The 15,258-nt window shown below is 71.3% G+C and carries 13 protein-coding genes; 6 read left to right on the plus strand and 7 right to left on the minus strand.

All coding sequences use genetic code 11. From position 1 onward, the window contains the following. Nucleotides 1–87 precede the first annotated feature (87 nt). Entirely contained in the window at nucleotides 88–1,410 is a 1,323-nt protein-coding gene (locus ACFWY6_RS35215) for an SWF or SNF family helicase (protein WP_384699367.1), read from the minus strand. Beyond that, a complete protein-coding gene (locus ACFWY6_RS35220) occupies nucleotides 1,407–4,277 on the minus strand; it encodes a DEAD/DEAH box helicase (RefSeq protein ID WP_384699370.1) in 2,871 nt (956 codons plus the stop codon). The genes ACFWY6_RS35215 and ACFWY6_RS35220 overlap by 4 nt, the downstream gene beginning before the upstream one ends. Nucleotides 4,278–4,525: 248 nt before the next feature. On the opposite strand from ACFWY6_RS35220, the gene ACFWY6_RS35225 reads away from it, so the two are divergent. The 3 genes from ACFWY6_RS35225 to ACFWY6_RS35235 all read left to right on the plus strand — a co-directional run bounded on the left by ACFWY6_RS35225 (nucleotide 4,526) and on the right by ACFWY6_RS35235 (nucleotide 9,559). After that, nucleotides 4,526–5,581: a fatty acid desaturase family protein gene (locus ACFWY6_RS35225; RefSeq protein ID WP_384699373.1), complete on the plus strand. Its 1,056-nt coding sequence runs from the start codon at nucleotides 4,526–4,528 to the stop codon at nucleotides 5,579–5,581. 178 nt (nucleotides 5,582–5,759) lie between these two features. Continuing rightward, nucleotides 5,760–5,942 (plus strand): hypothetical protein, encoded by a 183-nt coding sequence (locus ACFWY6_RS35230; RefSeq protein WP_384699375.1) that lies wholly within the window; start codon nucleotides 5,760–5,762, stop codon nucleotides 5,940–5,942. A 197-nt stretch (nucleotides 5,943–6,139) separates the two neighbouring features. Then, nucleotides 6,140–9,559: a hypothetical protein gene (locus ACFWY6_RS35235; protein ID WP_384699378.1), complete on the plus strand. Its 3,420-nt coding sequence runs from the start codon at nucleotides 6,140–6,142 to the stop codon at nucleotides 9,557–9,559. Between the two features lie 38 nt (nucleotides 9,560–9,597). Here the strand turns inward: ACFWY6_RS35235 and ACFWY6_RS35240 are convergent, their stop codons facing one another. Further along, complete coding sequence (locus ACFWY6_RS35240; RefSeq protein WP_384699381.1) at nucleotides 9,598–10,467, minus strand: hypothetical protein; 870 nt, start codon at nucleotides 10,465–10,467, stop codon at nucleotides 9,598–9,600. 124 nt (nucleotides 10,468–10,591) lie between these two features. Here ACFWY6_RS35240 and ACFWY6_RS35245 point away from each other — a divergent pair, with 124 nt between their 5' ends. Next, a complete protein-coding gene (locus ACFWY6_RS35245; protein ID WP_384699383.1) occupies nucleotides 10,592–11,014 on the plus strand; it encodes a zf-TFIIB domain-containing protein in 423 nt (140 codons plus the stop codon). Here ACFWY6_RS35245 and ACFWY6_RS35250 read toward each other — a convergent pair. Continuing rightward, nucleotides 10,938–11,216, minus strand: coding sequence for a hypothetical protein (locus ACFWY6_RS35250; protein WP_384699386.1), 279 nt, complete (start codon nucleotides 11,214–11,216; stop codon nucleotides 10,938–10,940). The genes ACFWY6_RS35245 and ACFWY6_RS35250 overlap by 77 nt on opposite strands. 105 nt (nucleotides 11,217–11,321) lie before the next feature. Here ACFWY6_RS35250 and ACFWY6_RS35255 point away from each other — a divergent pair, with 105 nt between their 5' ends. Next, nucleotides 11,322–12,227 (plus strand): oxygenase MpaB family protein, encoded by a 906-nt coding sequence (locus ACFWY6_RS35255; protein WP_384699389.1) that lies wholly within the window; start codon nucleotides 11,322–11,324, stop codon nucleotides 12,225–12,227. On the opposite strand, the gene ACFWY6_RS35260 is transcribed toward ACFWY6_RS35255, so the two are convergent. Next, nucleotides 12,216–12,737, minus strand: a complete 522-nt coding sequence (locus ACFWY6_RS35260; RefSeq protein ID WP_384699391.1) for a PadR family transcriptional regulator — start codon at nucleotides 12,735–12,737, stop codon at nucleotides 12,216–12,218. The genes ACFWY6_RS35255 and ACFWY6_RS35260 overlap by 12 nt on opposite strands. A gap of 102 nt (nucleotides 12,738–12,839) precedes the next feature. Between ACFWY6_RS35260 and ACFWY6_RS35265 the strand changes: the two genes are divergently transcribed. Next, nucleotides 12,840–13,589: an alpha/beta fold hydrolase gene (locus tag ACFWY6_RS35265; RefSeq protein ID WP_384699394.1), complete on the plus strand. Its 750-nt coding sequence runs from the start codon at nucleotides 12,840–12,842 to the stop codon at nucleotides 13,587–13,589. A gap of 24 nt (nucleotides 13,590–13,613) precedes the next feature. On the opposite strand, the gene ACFWY6_RS35270 is transcribed toward ACFWY6_RS35265, so the two are convergent. Together ACFWY6_RS35270 and ACFWY6_RS35275 are read right to left on the minus strand one after the other, a co-directional pair. Then, on the minus strand, nucleotides 13,614–14,840 hold the full coding sequence (locus ACFWY6_RS35270; protein ID WP_384699397.1) for a cytochrome P450: 1,227 nt from the start codon (nucleotides 14,838–14,840) through the stop codon (nucleotides 13,614–13,616). Nucleotides 14,841–14,943: 103 nt separating this feature from the next. Continuing rightward, nucleotides 14,944–15,258: AAC(3) family N-acetyltransferase (locus ACFWY6_RS35275; RefSeq protein WP_384699400.1), on the minus strand; the 315-nt coding region annotated here is incomplete at its 5' end.

Genomic DNA, 15,258 nt, shown 5'->3' on the forward strand with positions numbered 1-15,258 from the left:
GCTACGTTTTTTTAAACGCCCCGGGGGCGGGGGGCGCGGGGGGGGGGGGGGGGGGCCCCCGCCCCCCCCCCCCCGCACCGGTGGGTGTCACTCGCTGCCGGTCACCACGGCCAGCGCCGTCGCCGGGTCGTGGGTGGCCGGGCCCGCCGGGGTCCACCGGCCGCGTTCCTTGCGGTAGGGCCACCAGCGGCCGTCGTCCCCGTGCCGCAGCTGGGCGTCGCCGCCGACCACGGTCCAGCGGTTGCGGGCGGCCCGCAGCTGCGGCCGCTCGTCCTCGTCCCAGGCCGCGTCGAGGGCGGCACGCGCGCGTGCCAGGGCTTCGGCGCCGGGCGTCCACTCCTCCTCGAGCACGGACAGCGCGGCGGGTCCGCCGAACTCCCAGGCCCGCACGGCCAGCGCGAGCCCGTCCTTGCCCCGGTCGGACGCCGAAGCGAGCCGCGCCACCACCGGCGCGCCCGGCGCCGCGGCGGCCAGCCGCACGGCGTCCTCACCTGGCGTCAACTCCACCTCGACCGGCTGCCGTTCGTGCCCGGGGGCGAGCGCCTCGGCCAGCAGGCGGTGCGCCTCCGCGGCCGCCCGCGCCGCCAGGAACTCGAGCGCCGTCACGTCGATGCCCGGCGCGGGCTCCGCCTCCGTGTCGAGCGAGGGCGGCAGGCCCGGCTCTGCGGGCAGGGGAGGGAGGTCGGGCAGCGGAGGGAGGATGGCGCCCTCGGCGTACGCCACAGCGGCGTACACGCCTTCCTGGGCCTCGTCCTGCTCCTCCTCCGGGGTCTCCTCGGCCTCCGCCTGCGCCACGCTGCGTACTTGCAGCTCGTCAAGGAGCTCACGCTCCGCACGGCCGCGCATCAGGAGCAGCACGAACGGATCCTGGTCGAGCAGCCTGGCCATCTGGTAGGAGAGCGCGGCCGTGTGCCCGCAGTGGTCCCACGCGTCACAGTCGCACTCGGGCTCCAGGTCGCCGATGCCGGGCAGGAGTTCGACGCCCGCGGCCGCCGCGTCCTCCACCAGATGCGGCGGCATCTCGCGGTCGAGCAGCGCCGCGATGTGCCCGGCGCGCTCCACGGTCATGCCCAGGAAGCGGTCCCACTCGGCATCGGTCAACTGCTGCAGCAGCACGTCCGAGCGATGCGCAGTGCCGTCCGGGTCCTGGACGACCGCGGTGATGCGCCCGGGACGCACCGACACCGCGCCCACGGCACCCGCGCGCGCGAGCCTGCGGCCCGCCTTGAGCTGCTGGAGGTCCAGCGCCGTGTCCTCCAGCGCCTTCAGCCAGGCCTGGCCCCACCAGCTCTGCGCGAACCCCCGCCCGTGCGCGGGCGGCAGCGCGGCGAAGGTGCGCTCGTGACGGCGCGCACCCTGCCCGGACTCCTCGTGTGTTTCGTCGAACGCCTCGTCGTACGTGTCGTTCATCGCGTCCCCCCTCGCAGCTCCACCAGATCCGACAGTTCGGCATCGGTGAGTTCCGTCAGCGCCGCCTCACCGGCACCGAGGACCGCGTCCGCCAACTCCCGCTTGCGCAGCAGCATCTCGGCGATCCGGTCCTCGATCGTCCCCTCCGCGATCAGACGGTGCACCTGCACGGGCTGTGCCTGCCCGATGCGGTACGCGCGGTCCGTGGCCTGCGCCTCGACGGCGGGATTCCACCAGCGGTCGTAGTGCACGACATGCTCGGCCCGCGTCAGGTTCAGCCCCGTGCCCGCGGCCTTCAACGACAGCAGGAAGACGGGCACTTCACCGTCCTGGAAGCGCTGCACCATCGCCTCGCGCGCCGCGATGGGCGTTCCGCCGTGCAGGAACTGGGAGGGCACGCCACGGGCTGCCAGATGCCGCTCGATGAGTCGCGCCATCTGCACGTACTGCGTGAAGACGAGCACGCCCGCGTCCTCGGCGAGGATCGTGTCGAGCAGCTCGTCGAGGAGTTCCAGCTTCCCGGAGCGCCCTTCGATCCGCGGGGCGTCCTCCTTGAGGTACTGCGCGGGGTGGTTGCAGATCTGCTTCAGTCCGGTGAGCAGCTTGACGATCAGACCGCGGCGCGTGAAACCGTCGGCACCGGCGATCTCCGCCAGGGTCTCCCGCACGACGGCTTCGTACAGACCGGTCTGCTCCGTGGTGAGGGAGACGGCCCGGTCGGTCTCGGTCTTGGGCGGCAACTCGGGCGCGATGCCCGGATCGGACTTGCGCCGGCGCAGCAGGAAGGGGCGTACGAGCTGCGATAGCCGCTCGGCGGCGGCCGGGTCCTTGCCGCCTTCGACGGCTTGCGCGTAGCGGGTGCGGAACGTGCCGAGCTTGCCGAGCAGCCCCGGTGTCGTCCAGTCGAGGATCGCCCACAGCTCGGAGAGATTGTTCTCCACGGGGGTGCCGGTGAGTGCCACGCGCGCGCGTGCGCCAATGGTGCGCAGCTGCTTGGCGGTCGCCGAGAACGGGTTCTTGACGTGCTGGGCCTCATCGGCGACGACCATGCCCCACGGAGCCTTGGCCAGGCTGTCCGCGTCGAGGCGCATGGTGCCGTAGGTGGTGAGCACGAACTCGCCGTCGGCCAGGTCCTCCAGGCCGCGCCGGGCTCCGTGGAAACGGCGCACGGGGGTGCCGGGCGCGAACTTCTCGATCTCACGCTGCCAGTTGCCCATCAGGGACGTCGGACAGACCACCAGGGTGGGTCCTGCGGACTCGGGGTCCGTCTGCCGGTGCAGATGCAGGGAGATCAGCGTGATGGTCTTGCCGAGACCCATGTCGTCCGCCAGGCAGCCGCCCAGGCCCAACGAGGTCATGCGGGCGAGCCAGTTCAGACCGCGGAGCTGATAGTCGCGCAGATTCGCGGCGAGCGCAGCCGGCTGCCCGACGGGTTCCATGCCCTCCGGGTCGGCGAGGCGTTCGCGGAGCGTCGCCAGCCAGCCGGTCGGCTGGACGTCCACCCGTTGCCCGGCCACTTCGGTGGTGCCGGTCAGCACGGCGCTCAGCGCGTCGATCGGGGTGACCTTGTGGTCCTGGTCCTCGCGAGCGCGCCGTGCCTCTTCGGGGTCGATGAGCACCCACTGGTCACGCAGGCGCACCACGGGACGGTTGGCCTCCGCGAGCTGGTCGAGCTCCGCGCGGGACAACTCCTTGTCGCCCAGCGCGAACCGCCAGTTGAAGGCGAGCAGCGCGTCGGCGGAGAGGTACGACGGGGTGTCCGACGACGGCTTGTCGGGGTCCCTGGAGTCGTCGTCGGGCGGGCCGATGACCGCGCGGGCGGTGAGGTTGCGCGCCAGCTCCTTGGGCCAGTGCACCTCGACACCCGCGGCGGCGAGCAGCCGCGAGCCTTCGCCGAGGAGCGCGGTCACTTCCTCGTCGGCGAGCTCGATGGCGTCGGGCACGGTGGCCGAGAGCAGCGGCGCGAGCGGCGGCCACGCGCGTGTGGCGCGGCGCAGCGCGAGCAGCGCGTCCATCCGGGAGCGCGGTCCGAAGGCCTGCCCCGAGGCGGCCGAACCGGCCCAGACCTCGGCCGCGTCGGCGACGAGCGAGGGATCGCTGACGCTGTGCATCTGCAGCACGGCGCGGAACTGCAGCCTGCTCTCGTCGGAGGTCTGCGCCACGAGCCCGGGGATCTCGACGCGCAAGGAGACGCGTACGCCCGCGTCGTGCCCGGCGGCGACATCCATGGCCCAGGGCCGCTGCTCGGGGATGTGTTGCGGCTGCGGCGCGGCGAAGGCCGGCGCGCCGGCGGCGACCGCGGCGGCGGGGGTGCGCGGCAGCGTATCGGCCACCGCGTCGAGGAACTGCCGCAGCAGCCGCTCTGGTTGGGGCAGCCGCAGGGGCTCGGTGCCGTCCAGCGGCAGGGCGTGTGCGGCCGGAGGCATCGCCGCCGCGAGGTCGCGCAGGCGACGCAGGTCGTCGGCGCCCAGCGGGCCCGAGCGCCAGGCGTCGTGGTCACTCGGTGTCAGACCGGGCAACAGCAGGCCGCGTGCGGCCAGTTGCAGGGCGAGCACGCCCGCCGTCCCCCAGAACGTGGCGGTCGGATGTGCCCCGGCCCTGGCACGCGCGCGGGTCAGCACCGGCAGCGCCGCGCGCACCGGCAGCAGTACGGCCGAGACGTCGCCGGGCCGTGCCCCGCCGTCCCCGCCGGGCACGGCGATGGTGAGCTCCTCTGCGGTGCCGGCCGCGACGGCGGGCGGCGCGTCGCCGTCCGGGTGCCAGAAGGCCACCCGGCCGGTGCGTGCCGGGTCGGCGGGCACGAACAGCACAGAACAGCGGGACAGTTCAGAGATCTCGGAAGGTGACACGGCGGGGAGTCTGTGCACAGCGATGGCGCATTCCTCAAACTTGACTACTGAGACCGGAGCGGCCGAGAGTACAGCACGTTGCCGAGCCTGCGTTAGCGCTGGCGGCGTGATCCCGATCACGCCACTCCGGGGGTGTAGCTAACCCCCCTGTGGGGCGGTGCTGACCCCCTGTGGAAGACGGGTGAAGGCGCCATGGTTGCCCAAGGTCACCGGCTCATACGTTGAGTGAAGTCCGCCCGATCCAGTCACAGACCGGAGACCTCACCATGCCCCAGGCCGCCGCAGCAGTCGCGGAACGTTCCCCAGGCACCACCGGAAGGCAGCCTGCCGGAAGCGATTTCGCACCCCTGCTGCGCACCGTCAAGGAGCAGGGGCTGCTGGGCCGCCGCACCGGCTGGTACGCCTCGACCATCGCGGTCAACGCGCTGGCCCTGACGGCGACGGCGGCGGGCATGTTCCTGATGGGAGGCTCCTGGTGGGTGCTGCTCCTCGCGCCCGTGCTGTCGGTGCTGTGCGCCCGCACGGCGTTCATCGGGCATGACGCGGGGCACTCCCAGATCACCGGCGACCGCGGGGTGAGCCGCGCCCTCGGCCTCATTCACGGCAACCTCCTCCTGGGGATGAGTTCGGCCTGGTGGAACGACAAGCACAACCGCCACCACGCCAATCCCAACCACATAGAGAAGGACCCCGACGTCGCCGCGGACGTCCTCGTCTGGACCAGCCAGCAGGCCAGGGTCCGCGTCGGCTTCCGGCGCTGGCTCACCCGCAACCAGGCCTGGCTGTTCTTCCCCCTGACGCTGCTCCAGGGCGTCGCCATGAAGATCTACGGATTCCAGGACCTGCGCCGCCAGAGCCCGCGCGAGCGCGTCGTGGAGGGCCTTCTCCTGGTGGCCCACCTGGTCGGCTACGTGACGCTGCTGCTCGTCACCATGCCCGTGGGGCACGCCATCGCCTTCGCCGCCATCCATCAGGCGCTGTTCGGCCTGCACCTGGGTCTTGCCTTCGCGCCCAACCACAAGGGCATGGAAATGCCCGATCCCGACGGCGAGCGCTGGGGTCACCTCAGCCGTCAGGTCCTCACCTCGCGCAACATCCGCGGCAGTTTCCTGACCGACTGGTTCCTGGGCGGACTCAACTACCAGATCGAGCACCACCTCTTCCCGAGCATGCCCCGCCCCAGCCTGCGGCGCGCCCAGCCGCTGGTCCGCGCCCACTGCGCGGAGCTGGGGATGCCGTACGTGGAGGCGGGATTCGTCGATTCCTACCGGCAGGTGCTGCGCCACATGTACGAGGTCGGTGAGCCGCTGCGGGTCGAATAGGCTCGCCGGCCGCTCTTCGAACTGTCCTGTGGGCCGCCCTTCGGATTCCGGAGGCGGCTCAGGGTCATGTCAGGGTCGCGCCTCAGGGGTCTATCAGGGGAGCAGACTGGAACTGTGGGCGGCGCGATCCCGTTTCTCAAGACAGAGAGCGGCAGCAGCCGCGAAGGAGGCGACGCACATGTCGAAGAACGCGAAGATCGCCGCAGGAGGTGTGGCGGCGGGCCTCATCCTGTTGATCTGGCTGCCCTGGTGGGCCGCCCTCCTGATCGTGCTGGGAGTCCCGGCCGCGGCGTATCTGACACTCGACCCGGCCCAGCGGCGCAGGCTGCGCCGCGCCTCACGCAAGGAGATAGGCCGTTGACCCGCCGCTTCTAAGAAAGGTGCCACGCTGGTCGGTCCGAGCCCGGCGCGCGGCAACCGGCGGTTTCCCCGCTCGTGGATCGGCCCACGGTGGATCCACGAGCGGAAAACCCGTTGCGCGACCCGCGGTTCGGCAGTGATCATGGGGCACATGACTTCCCGAGAGGAGGCCGTCCAGCGATCCCACGGTGATCGCTGATGGCCACATACGAGGCGTCGCAGACGCCGTCCCAGCCCCAACCCGCTCCCGCGCCGCTGACGTCGGCCTGGCTGAAGGCCCACTTCGACCCGCTGCCCTTCCCGGCCCGCATGAGCGCCCTGGCACGCTACGCCCGAGCGCTCACCCCAGAGGCGTACGCGACACTCCGCGCGGCCCTCGCCGCCGGTGCCCCTGACGAGCGGCACACCGCGCTCTTCCTGGCCGTCACCCGGCGTGACCTCACGTCCATCTCCGACGCCCTGACCGACCCCCTTCTGCGCCGCCGTGCCCTCTCGGCCGCCATCCGGCTTCCCGTGCCGGAAGCGGCCTTGGAGCAGCTCGCGTTGAGCGACATCAAACGGGCACGGCACGAGACCTTCCGCGTACTCCGGCTGAGCCGTCGTCACGCGCTCGCCGCACGCCTGCTGCCGCAGGTCCACGAACGATTCGGAGCCCGGGAGGCCGCACAACTCCTGCCCGCATGCCCCGCCCGGACGGTCGCCGCATGGCTCCCCCGGCTCGATCCGCCGCCAGGAGTGCTCAGCACACTGGCACGCACCGCCCCGTACGCCATCGCCGAATACCTCGCCTCCCAATCGCAGAGCCTCGGCTCTCGCGAGCACCACCGCTTCACAGGCCGCGGCCGCGTGGTCGCGAGCCTGGCCGCGGAACGCGACCCGGAAGCCGGGCTGCTGCTCCTCGAACGGGCGCCCGACCTCCTGACGGCACGAGCGGCACGCTCCCTGCTGCGCCGTCCGGCCCGCGTCCTCGCGATCCTGCGTGCCGCGCCCCCCGACGCGAGCGGCGCACACCGCGAACTGCGCCTCTCCGCAGGCGCCTTGCCATCGGCCACGCGGCGCGCCCTGCGCGAACTCCCGCCCGCGGACCTCGTGGACCTGGCCCGCCGCTGCCCCATGAGGCAATCCCGGTACCGCGGACCAGGGCGGCACGACATCGAACCGGACGGCCTGCTGGCGCTGCTGCCCGGCCCGGACCGACGTCGACTGGTCGAGGAACGCACCCGAAGCAGCCGCTCCATGCGCAGTGTCCCCATCGGCACGCTCACTGCCCTTCAACCGACCGACCGGGCAGAGATCGTCGCCCCCTGGGTGGAGCGCTGGTCCTCGTCGAACCAGGAATGGACACGGAGCCGTCTCGCGGTCGCGCTCCCGCTCGCCCTGGGGGAGCCGTTGCTGCGCGGCATGGCGGACCAGCACCGCGTCCACCACCGTCTGCAGGCCTGGCCCGCGTTGCTCGCCTGTGCGGAACTGGAGGGTGACCCGGACGAGTTCGCACGGATCGCCGTCGACTGCGAGCGAGCCTGGCACGACCAGGAAGAGGTGCGCAGGGCCGCCCTCCAGCAGCTCGCGGGAACCACCCGGCGCCTGCTCGCCGCAGTGCCCGACCGGGTCCTGCGCGACGCGGTGATCACCACGGTCCAGTCCCGGGACTCGACCGCGCGCACTCTGGCCGCGGCCGAGCAGCTGCTGCGCCGCACCGTGCAGTGCGCCACCTCGGCCGGCGAGTGGAGCCGGGCCGGGTACGCGACGGAGTTGCTCTGCCAGGTCCTCTCCGACCCCCGCTCGCACCGACCCGTCTCCCCGCTGGACGTCGACGAGGCGGCGGCACGAGCCCTCTGGCCGGCGACAGCGGCCACCACGGGAGCACGCCCCGAACTCCACACGGCCCTCGCCGAACTCCTCGCACCCCACCTCACCGCGTTGCCCGAGCTCGACACCCTGGTCCGGCGCATCGCCCTGGAGCCCGGCGACCCGGACCTCGCGGCCCGCGCCGCGGCGGCCTGGGTGGCACCCGCGCGGCTGAGGGAGCAGCGCAGCGCCGAACTGATCGGCCTCGACGCCTCGTTCATCGTGGTGCCGGTCGTTCTGCGCACCCTCGTCACCCGGCGAACCGACCTGCTGGACTCTGTGCTGGCTGCTGCCCGGGACGGACTCACCGGCCGGGTACGTGCTCGGGCGTCCGCCTGGTCGGCCGCATTGCACCCGAGCCCCACCGGCCGCTGGCTCCCCGGACAGCGCCGCTCCTGGGACGAGCACCACGCGCGCGTGGCCACTGACGAACTGGCCCCGCTGCGCACCCGGGCCGACGCGGCGGCACAACTTCGCGACGCCGAACTACTGACCGCACTCGCGGAGTCGGCACCCCAGCCCGTCGCCGCGGCGGCACTCGGGGCGCTGGGCGAGGTGCCCGGCGTGGCGCACGACGTTGCCGCGCCCGCAAGCGAGCCGCTGTTGGAGATCCTGCTGCGGCACGCCGCGACGGGCGGCGTACGGGGGCGTGCCGCCATGGCATCCGTCCGCCGGCTCCTGGCAGCCATGCCGGACATGGAAGCCGTCGCCCTGCTCGCCCCTGTCGCCCGCGCGGCCGACGCCCCCGTGGGCACCCGCAAAGAGGCCGTGCGGGCCCTGGGTGTGCTCGCCGGTGACGAGGCGTTCGACGCTCTGGTGCGGGCCTGGGACGCGCCGGGCCAGCACCGCGACGTACGCGCCGTCATCGCTCGCTTCCTCCTCGCCGGGATCGACCGACCCGGCATCGCCGACCGTCTTGCCCAGGCGGCGGACGAAGCCGCGGTCAGGGAAGTGGTGATCCAAGGGCGCGCGGGAGCCGTGAGCGAATCCGTGGGCGTGGCCTACACCGCCTTCCTCACGCGCCTGGTGAAGGAGGGCACCAAGGAGACCGCCGTCGCCGCATGCCGGGCTCTGCCGGCCTGGTTCACACCGGAATCGACCGACGCCATGCGCGCCGTGGCCCACGTCATCACCGACCGGCAGCGATCCACATGGGAATGGGAGACGGCGGCCCAGCAGTTGCTGTGGTTCCCCCTGAGGGCGGAAGGCGGGCCCATCCTCAGGGATGCCATGCGTACGCTCCAGGAACGCGTGGACGCGGCCAGGGACCCGGAACTGAGGGCTGACGCACTTCGTCGTCTCGCGGGCATCGGAGAGTCCTTGCCGGTCTCACGAGGCTCTCAGCGCTCGCTCCTCGTCGCCGACGCCGTGGCTTTCTCGTTGCGGGCCGTGGGCCTGTATCGCGAGGCGGCCGCGCTGACATGGAAGGCGGCGCTGGCCGCCATCCGGCACGGCGAACACCACGCGCAACGCTGGGAACAGCTCCTGGCCCTGGTCGAGGAACGCCCCGAACGGCTGCCCTTCACCACGGGCGTCTCGGTCGACGTGCCCACCCCACGCGCGCGTGCGGCACTGCTCGCGGCCGTCCGGCTGCTGCGCGAACGCGGCACCCCGGTGACCGGGGCGCTGGCCCTCGACCTGGTCCGCGCCGGGAGCCGCGCAACAGGGTGGGACGAGACCTGGCGCGGTGAACTCGCGGCCCTCCGGGACCACGAGGACCACGACACGGCCATGGCGGCGCTGCTCGTCGACCCCGGACCGCCTCACTGACGTAGAGCCAGGGGCCGGGAGATCCGAACCGGCGGGGATCAGGCGGGGCGCACGGCCATCTTGTCGAGCGCTTCGAGGAGCCCGGGGAGTTCGGGCCCTCGCCCCACGGGCAGCACCTCGCCCGGCTCCTCGTCCAGCAGGACGAACGCGATGTCGTCGGTCCTGGCCACCAGCGACCAGCCAGGACCGTCTGCGCGCAACGTTCGGGCCTCTCCGGAGGCGAACGACGACCGCACGCGCCCCAGGGGCGGGGGAGTGCTCACATACGCCCGTACCTCCGCCATGACCCGACGCACGCCGGTGAGCGACCCGTCCGCGGAATCCGCGTCGTCGCTCTCCGAAGAAGCCTCCTTGTCGGCGTCCTGTGGAGCATCGGCCTGAGCATCCACGTCGTCCGGCTGGAAGTCGGCGTCATCGATCTGGTCGCGCCAGGCCGCCCACTGCGACGCGATCTCGTCGGCACCGAGCCGCCGTTGGGCGGGTCCCCAGGTGTCGGTCTGCGGGGGCGAGAGCGGCGTGAGATCCGTGTCCTCGGGGTCCGGTTCGGGGTCATGGGGAGCGGGCACACCGGGCGCGGCGACGGCCACGGCCAGGGGCCAGCCGGGCAGCGCGGCGACCACCGTGCGTTCATCGGGTGACAGGTCGTACTCCATGCCGCAGTCCCAGGACGCGATCGCCACGGCGACGAGCGACACATCGTCGACGACGACCGTCCACCGGGCTCCGGCGCCGTCCTGGCCCAGCACTAGGCCGTACCCGGCGGCCAGCGGCGCCAGTCCCAGGGCCGCGCACGCCTCCGGATAATCGTCACCGAGCACGCTCGGGAACTTCGCGGGTGTCAGCAGCACCGCGGTCAGCACGTACAGCGCGTCGTCCTCGGCGGCGACTGCGTCGTCCGTTCCGGCCATTGCCAGCCTCCCCATCGCTTCATCCGTCGGCGCACCCTAACCACTGGTCCGCTTGATCGTCGAGGGGTGGATGACCAGGAAAATTCACTCGTCGGCCTCGTTCCGCACGCCTATGCTGGCTGTCATGCCCAGAGCCAGTTCGCACTTCGTCTGTCTGCCGTGCCGCGCTTCTTTCAAGAAGACGGCCGACTACGGACGCGTGCGCATCGACATCTGTCCCCAGTGCGGCGGTCAGTTGCTCAACGCGGGCTCCGCGCTTGCCGTGCCCAAGCGACGTGACACGGCGGCATGGCGCGCCCTGAGCGCGGTCCTCACCGCCGGGCTGCGCTTCCGGCAGGACTGCTGCGGCGGAGGCCCCGGCTACCGCCCCCGCACGCCGCGCGACGTACGGGAACGGCTCGCCCACGCGGCCGAGACGGGCAACCCACTCGGTGAGGCGCTGGCCTGCCCCGACCCCACGCACACGGATGTCAGGCGGCAGGCAGGCCGAGGAGCGTACGCGCCACGTCCTTCGGCGACTCGTCGCGCTCCCGGGCGAGGGCGATGACCGCGCGGCACGCCAGCTCGCTGACACCGAAGGACAGGGCTTCCGGCGACACCCAGCCGGTGGCCTCGTCCATCTGGTCCTGGTCGTCCTCCGCGCAGGCCGCCACGTAGACCGCGGCCGCCTCGAAGAGGTTGTGGGCACGCTCCTTCTCGGCGTGCATGGTTTCCTCCGTGCGCCACAACTTGCGCAACTTGCCGAACATGCGAGCCACCTTCCCCCCCCCGGGCGCTGGCCGGCGCCGTTGATCATCCATCTTACGTACCCCAAAGTAGAGTTGGAGTTCCGTCGACTGAAGGGGGACCGCGCGGTGAAGCGCTATGAGCGGCTCAAGGAGATCCGGGGTCTCGACCCGGAGAAGGACGCTCTGAAGATCTACCGCCTCACCGCGGTGTACGAGTTCCCCTGGGACTTCACCCGCGCTCTCGAGCTGGCGCTCTACCGCACCTACGCCGTTCCCAGCATCGGCCGACTCCTCGCCGAGACCGCTGAACTGACGGACCGTACGCAGAAGCGGTACGACGACACGGCCCTGCTGCTCGACGCCGTCGTCGAGCACGGCTTCGGCACGGACGAGGGCCGCGACGCGATCCGCCGCATCAACCAGATGCACCGCAGCTACGACATCAGTAATGAAGACATGCGGTACGTGCTGAGCACCTTCGTGGTGATGCCCAAGCGCTGGATCGACGCCTACGGATGGCGCCGGCTTTCACGCCACGAGACGGTCGCCGCCTCCGTCTACTACCGCACCCTGGGGCAGCACATGGGGATCCAGGACATCCCGGAGTCCTACGAAGACTTCGAGCGCTGTCTCGATGCCTACGAAGAGGCCCACTTCGGGTGGGACGAGGGCGCGCGCAGGGTCTCCGACGCGACCCTCGACCTCATGGCGTCCTGGTATCCGCGCGCCCTGGCGCCCTTGTTGCGTGCCTCGACCCTCGCGCTGCTCGACGAGCCCCTGCTGCGGGCCTTCCGCTACGAACCGCCGGGTGCCGCCGCCCGCAAACTGGTCAGGGGCGCCGTCCGACTGCGCGGCCGTGCCGTGCGCCTGATGCCGCCGCGCACCGCACCGCATTACGCCCGGCAGAACTGGGAGATCAAGGGGTACCCCAACGGCTATCGGGTAGGAGAGCTCGGCACATTTCCGGTGCCGGGGGTGCGAGGCTGCCCGGTGCCGCACGGCGACGCTTCCGCCGCCGCTTCAGTGGAGTGAATCCAGCGTCACCCGCAGCCAGTTGAGTTCGGCCCGGCTCGTCGCCCGGGCGATGGTGAGGATGCCGCGCCGGAACGGGTCGTCCAGTTCCTCGGCGCGCAGCGGGCGCTCACCCTCGTAGAAGAAGCTGGCGGGCTCCTCCAGGAAGGCCAGACGGCGCCGCAGGACCGCGGCTTGTGCCGGCTTGTCGTCCAGATGCCGGAGGAAGGCGAGGACGGTGAACCAGCGGTTCTCGTCGGTGATGTCCGCCTGCCCCGGTTCCGCGAGTCTGCGGCGCAGCTCGCGCCGCCCTTCCGCCGTGAGACTCAGGACGTGCCGGGGAGCCGCCCCTGATCCGGGCTGAGTCTCGCGGGCGAGGAGGCCCGCCTTCTCGAGCCGCATGATCGCGGGGTACAGCGTGCTCTCCGCGACCGGGCGCACGTGCCCCGTCAGCGCTGTGATGCGTTTGCGCAGCTCATAGCCGTGCAGTGGTGCGTCGTAGAGGAATCCGATGATGGCCAGTTCGAGCATGCGGTGCATTGTGCCGTACGACCGCTGTACCTCGACGGCGCAATACATCGTCGCCGATGTATTGTTCTGGTGGTCGGGATGTACAAGAGCGGGGGAGTGGCGATGCGCGAGACAAGGTTCGACGCACAGGGGAGCTGTGTCCGCTGGACGGAAGCTGACGGCTCAGGCCCTGCCCGGGTGTACGTGCACGGGTTGGGCGCGGCATCGAGCGTCTACCACGCGCACATCGCCGCCAGGCCCGAACTGGCCGGACGCCGATCACTCTTCGTCGATCTGCCCGGCCACGGAATCAGTGACCGCCCGGCGGACTTCGGCTACACCCTGGAGAACCACGCGGACGCCCTGGCCGCGGTGTTGGACGATGCGGCGATCTCGGGAGCGGAGATCGTCGCGCACAGCATGGGCGGCGCCGTGGCCATCGTGCTCGCGCACCGGCGCGGGGACCTTGTGTCACGGCTCGTGCTCACTGAAGCCAATCTCGATCCGAACCCCGTCGCGACGGCGGGCAGCAGCGGAATCGCCTCCTACGGAGAGGATGAGTTCGTCACTGACGGCTACGCGCGCGTGCTGGACAAGGTCGGCTCCAAGTGGGCGGCGACCATGCGGCTCGCCGACCCGCGCGCCCTGCACCGCAGTGCGACGGGGCTCGTGAGGGGGACGCGGCCCACGATGCGCAGGATGCTCATGGATCTGCCCATGGAGCGGGTCTTCGTGCAGGGCGGGCTGAGCGGCGAACTGGATAGCCGGGACGAGCTGGCCGCCTCCGGAGTACGAGTGATCACCGTTCCGGAGGCCGGGCACAACGTCATGTTCGACGATCCGGATGCCTTTGTGTCGGCCGTCGCCGGCTGACCGACCAGCAAGTTTCGTGTGCCGCTACCGGGCCGATTCCGTCCAGGTGACCGGCAGTTCGTGCACTCCGTAGATGTTCATGTCGCTCCTGAGCTTCACCTCACCGGCGGGAATGGCGAGCCTGAGGGTCGGGAAGCGACGCAGCAGTCCCTCGAAACCGGCGCGCATCTCGATCCGGGCCAGCTGCTGGCCGAGGCATTGGTGGATGCCGTGGCCGAAGGACGTGTGGCCGCGGGCCTGGCGGTGGATGTCCAGCGTGCCGGGGTCGTCGAAGCGCAGTGGGTCGCGGTTGGCGGCCAGCAGCGAGACAACGACCGTCGATCCCTCGGGGATTGTCTCGCCGTCGAGCTCGATGTCCTCCGTGGCATAGCGATAGAAGATGTCGGCAACGGACAGGTAGCGCATCAGTTCCTCGACCGCGCCCGGCATCAGCTCCGGGTCGGCGCGCAGTTCGGCGAGCTGCTCGGGGTGCTCCAAGAGTGCGAAGGTGCCGAGGCCCAGCATGTTGGCGGTGGTCTCGTGCCCCGCGAGCAGCAGCAGGAAGGCGGCGCCGGTCAGCTCCTCGATGGTGAGGTCGTCGTGGCGGGCCAGGTCGGACAGGATGTCTTCGCCTGGTTCGGCGCGTTTACGCGTGACCAGTTCGGCCAGGTACGTGGTCAGGCCGGTGTACGCGGCCATCTTGTCTTCGAGCCCGATGTCCCTCTCCATGAACTTCGCGGAGTTGGTCTGGAAGGTCTCCCTGTCCTCGTAGGGGACGCCGAGCAGTTCGCAGATCACCAGGGACGGCACCGGCAGCGCGAACTCCTTGACCAGATCGACCGGCGGGGCAAGGCGCGCCAGCTCGTCCAGTTGACGCTCGGCGATGTCGACGATGCTCTCCTCGAGCTGCTTCATGCGCTTGACGGTGAAGGCGCCGGTCAGCTTGCGCCGCAGCCGGGTGTGGTCCGGCGCGTCCATGGCGATGAAGACGCCCGGGATCTGCGGGGACGGTTCTGTCACGGCGGGCATGCCGGGGACCTCGTACGGCACGTGTACGGGGCCGATGTCCTGACGGGAGCTGAACCGGGTGTCGGCCATGAGCCGGCGGACCGCGTCGTAGCCGGTGACGAGCCAGCCCTCGTGACCGTCGGGGAAGATCAGGGGACTGACGGGGCGGGCCTCGCGCAGCGCGGTGATCTGGCTCGGCGGGTCGAAGGGACCCGCATCGCGCTCCATGGGGAGGCCGTGCGGGACGGGAGCCGTTTGCGTCATGGGATTGCCTTCCGTGGCGGGTTGTTGCGGCAACACTCGCCGACGGAGCAGACACGCGACTGTCACGGCTCTGACACCGGCCGGGCCAAAGACGCGGTCGGTGTCAGGCCCTGTGGCCCAGCTTCTCCTCGATCCAGCCGATCCCGAAGTTCACGACCTCACCGGCTTCGAAGAGGTGGCATTCGGCGGCGCCGACCCGCCCCGTGATGCCGATTCCGGCGCCGAGCATGTCCTGGGCGATGACATCGAAGGGGTCCTGCCCCTGGGGGACCGCCGGGGAGTAGTCGAAGGCGCCCGCCGAGGAGTCGATGTCGTGGAAGCGCCGCCAGACCCGTTCGCCGTCCACAAGGATCGGCTGTTCGTAGTCGACGAATCGCTTTCCGGGAGCCTCGGCGAGTGCCTCGGCATGGTGCAGGAC

The organism is Streptomyces sp. NPDC059037, assembly GCF_042740015.1.
GTDB lineage: Bacteria > Actinomycetota > Actinomycetes > Streptomycetales > Streptomycetaceae > Streptomyces.

Coding starts and splice junctions, on each gene's coding strand:
- ACFWY6_RS35215 (WP_384699367.1), bottom strand. CDS start 1,410: ATGAACGACACGTACGACGAGGCGTTCGACGAAACACACGAGGAGTCC.
- ACFWY6_RS35225 (WP_384699373.1), top strand. CDS start 4,526: ATGCCCCAGGCCGCCGCAGCAGTCGCGGAACGTTCCCCAGGCACCACC.
- ACFWY6_RS35230 (WP_384699375.1), top strand. CDS start 5,760: ATGTCGAAGAACGCGAAGATCGCCGCAGGAGGTGTGGCGGCGGGCCTC.
- ACFWY6_RS35235 (WP_384699378.1), top strand. CDS start 6,140: ATGGCCACATACGAGGCGTCGCAGACGCCGTCCCAGCCCCAACCCGCT.
- ACFWY6_RS35240 (WP_384699381.1), bottom strand. CDS start 10,467: ATGGCCGGAACGGACGACGCAGTCGCCGCCGAGGACGACGCGCTGTAC.
- ACFWY6_RS35245 (WP_384699383.1), top strand. CDS start 10,592: ATGCCCAGAGCCAGTTCGCACTTCGTCTGTCTGCCGTGCCGCGCTTCT.
- ACFWY6_RS35250 (WP_384699386.1), bottom strand. CDS start 11,216: ATGTTCGGCAAGTTGCGCAAGTTGTGGCGCACGGAGGAAACCATGCAC.
- ACFWY6_RS35260 (WP_384699391.1), bottom strand. CDS start 12,737: ATGCTCGAACTGGCCATCATCGGATTCCTCTACGACGCACCACTGCAC.
- ACFWY6_RS35265 (WP_384699394.1), top strand. CDS start 12,840: ATGCGCGAGACAAGGTTCGACGCACAGGGGAGCTGTGTCCGCTGGACG.
- ACFWY6_RS35270 (WP_384699397.1), bottom strand. CDS start 14,840: ATGACGCAAACGGCTCCCGTCCCGCACGGCCTCCCCATGGAGCGCGAT.